General features: G+C 75.6%; 2 protein-coding genes. Both read right to left on the reverse strand.

Annotated elements, in window-relative coordinates:
- Positions 1 to 183: 183 nt before the first annotated feature.
- Entirely contained in the window at positions 184 to 1,977 is a 1,794-nt protein-coding gene (locus ACFU99_RS40000; RefSeq protein ID WP_384402578.1) for an IucA/IucC family protein, read from the reverse strand.
- Positions 1,974 to 2,753: acetyl-CoA carboxylase biotin carboxylase subunit family protein (locus ACFU99_RS40005; RefSeq protein WP_384402581.1), on the reverse strand; the 780-nt coding region annotated here is incomplete at its 5' end. The genes ACFU99_RS40005 and ACFU99_RS40000, both read right to left, overlap by 4 nt.

Genomic DNA, 2,753 nt, shown 5'->3' on the forward strand with positions numbered 1-2,753 from the left:
AGGCGGCGGGCCCGGCCCGGGGTATGGACTCCGGACGGCAGCGCGCCGCCGACGCCGCCGACGCCGCTGCCACGGGGCCCGTACGTCCGTACGCCGCCGGCCCCCGCTCCCCCGCCCTCCCGCGACCTCGACCGCAACGGCAACCGCCACCGCCACCGCCACCGCCACCGCGTAAAGCGCGCGTCATCGCCCCGCCGTCCGCAGGTAGTTGGGCCCGCTCGCGTAGTACTTGTTGATGTCGGCGGCGCCGGAGCGCTCCTTGGTGAGCAGGGTCCCGGCGGTGACCATCGCCTTTATCGGCAGCCGGTCGGCGTCGAGCACGCGGGCCCGCAGTACGGACGCGGGCGCGCCCGGCACCCCGGAGGAGTGCTCCAGCCGGTCCACGGCCTCGCGGAGCCGGTCGGCGAGCTGCCGCAGGAGGACGTCCAGGGGCGCGCGGCCCGCGTCGGCGAGCCCGAAGGCGAGGGCGCCCGCGCACAGGTGGACGGTGATGGTGGCGAAGACGTCGGCGACGGGCTTGTCCGCGCCGACCAGTATCCGCCGGTCGTCGAAGCCGCACAGATCGGCGGCGGCCCCGCCCGTGACGGCGGCGAGCCGCACGGAGTGCACGCGCGGCCCGTCGTTGTCCTTGAGCAGCAGCCGCAGCCGGGTGCGCCCGGCGCCGTCCTCGTCGAGCACCAGGGAGGTGTTCTGCTGGTGCGATTCGAGGGCGATGCCGTACCCGAAGAGGGTGGTGTGCCAGTCCAGGAGCAGCGTCAGATAGGCGTCGAGGAGGGCGGTGAGCGAACCGCCGTAGTAGCGGTCGGCGAGCGCGTCGATGACGAGCGTCCCGTCCGGGCCGGGGGCCAGCAGCGCGGCGACGGGGACGATCTGGGCGCCGTCGAGCCCGGCCGGGTAGCGGCGGACCAGGGCCGCGAGGAGTTCGTGCCCGGCGGTGAGGTGGGTGCGTTCGTCGGCGAGGAGCACGGAGTCGGCGAAGCGCGGCTGCCGGGCGATGACCGACTCCAGGAGCCGCTGCCCGGTCGCGCCGTCCACGAGGGTGCCGGGCTTGATGGTGCGGCGGTTGCGCAGGCCGAGGGTGGCGGTGGCGAGCGGGAGTTTGAGGTGTACGGCGGGGTCGTCGGCGACGGCGACGGTGCGGGTGGACAGGGTGGGCCGGACGTCGAGCCAGGGCCGGTCGGCGAGGCGCGCGGAGCCGTCGAGCCCGGCGGCGCGCAGCGCGTCGGCGAGGGAGCGGCGGGCGGTGAGCGGGTGGACGGGCAGCGCGAGGTGGGTGGCGTCGAGGTAGGGCAGGCCGACGTCGCCGGGGGCGGGCCACCAGGCGGGCAGCGCGTCCGGGCGGCCGCGCACGGCCTCGCGCGGCAGGGCGAGCCAGCGCAGCGCGAAGGAGGGGTGGAACTCCGGTGCGTAGGCGCGCAAATCGGCTTCGGAGAGGCCGGAGCGGCCGCGTCCGGTCGGGTAGACGGGGTGGTCGCGGAAGGCGGCGAGGGTGTCGTAGGCGAGGGCGCCGCGCAGCCCGGCCCAGTCGTGGGCGGGGTCGGGTCCGTAGCGGCCGGCGAGGTCGGCGGTGACCTTCTCGTGTACGCGGCCGTGCAGCCGCATGGCGTCCAGCGCCTCGTCGCACTCGACGAGGAACGCGTCGAATCCGGGCCGGTCCTCGGGTTCGGCGGCCTCCCGCAGCCGGGCGAGGACCGGGCGCAGCCCGGTGAGGGTGCCGCCGGGCGTCTCCAGCTCGGGCCGCCGCGGCCCGACCTCGCACTGGAACCCGTCGGGCGCCACGGGCAGCAGCAGTTCCTCGCCCGCCACGTCGAGGCGCAGCCAGTCGCCGTCGGCGCGCCGTTCGGGGTGGGCGGCGGCTCGGAGCCCGTAGGCGTTCTCGCGGAGGAGGGCGGCGAGGACGCGGCCGAGCAGTTCGCTCTCGAAGGCGTCGGGGGCGGGGTCGGGGTCGGGCTTCCCCGGTTCCACGGTGCTGCTCATGAGGCGATCTCCCATCGGTGGGAGGACAGGAACTCCTCGACGGCGCGGTCGATGCGCTCCTGGTCCCGGCCGGTGGCGCGCAGCACGCCGAGGTAGTCGCGGTTGGTATGGCGCAGTGGATGGTCCTCGTTCAGCGCGCGCAGCGGCCGGTAGTCGAGGCGTACGCCGTCGGGGGTCGTGCGGTCGCTGGCGGCGGGCGCGGCGACGAGCCGTCCGCCGCGTTCGGCCCGTATGTACTCCAGGCGCGCCCGGCCGTCGGTACGGGCGTCCAGGGCGGCGGGGAGCGGGTCGCCGAGGTGGGTGCGGAGGATGTGTTCGAAGAGGGGGATGCCGAGCACGTCGGCGAGGACGAGGTCGCACTGGTCGCCGATGGCGCGGTAGTTGACCTCTATGAGGCGGGCGCGGTCGCCCTGGACGACGTACTCGGTGTGGCAGGCCCCGAACCCGACGCCGAGCGCCGCGAGCTGGTCGAGCACCTGGGCGGTGTATGGCTCGGGCGGGGCGGGGAGCAGGGTGAGCCGCTCCTCCATGAAGTAGGGGAGCGGGGACATGTCGGTACGGAACGAGCCGACGGCGTGCAGGGTGCGGCCGTCCCCCAGGGTTTCGAGGGTGTGCAGCGGCCCGGCCAGGTACTCCTCGACGACGAGCGCGTCGCCGGGGCGGCGTTCGCCGATCTCCCGGCAGTGGCGGGCGAGTTCCCCGGCGTCGGCGGCCAGTACGACGTCCTCGCTGGCGACTCCCTCGCGCGGCTTGATCACGCAGGGGTAGGGCAGGCC

Origin of the sequence: Streptomyces sp. NPDC057654 (genome assembly GCF_042800135.1) — a bacterium.
Taxonomy (GTDB): Bacteria; Actinomycetota; Actinomycetes; order Streptomycetales; family Streptomycetaceae; genus Streptomyces.

Bases quoted from the DNA above. Each gene is read 5' to 3' on its own strand.
- ACFU99_RS40000 (WP_384402578.1), bottom strand. From the start codon at position 1,977: ATGAGCAGCACCGTGGAACCGGGGAAGCCCGACCCCGACCCCGCCCCC.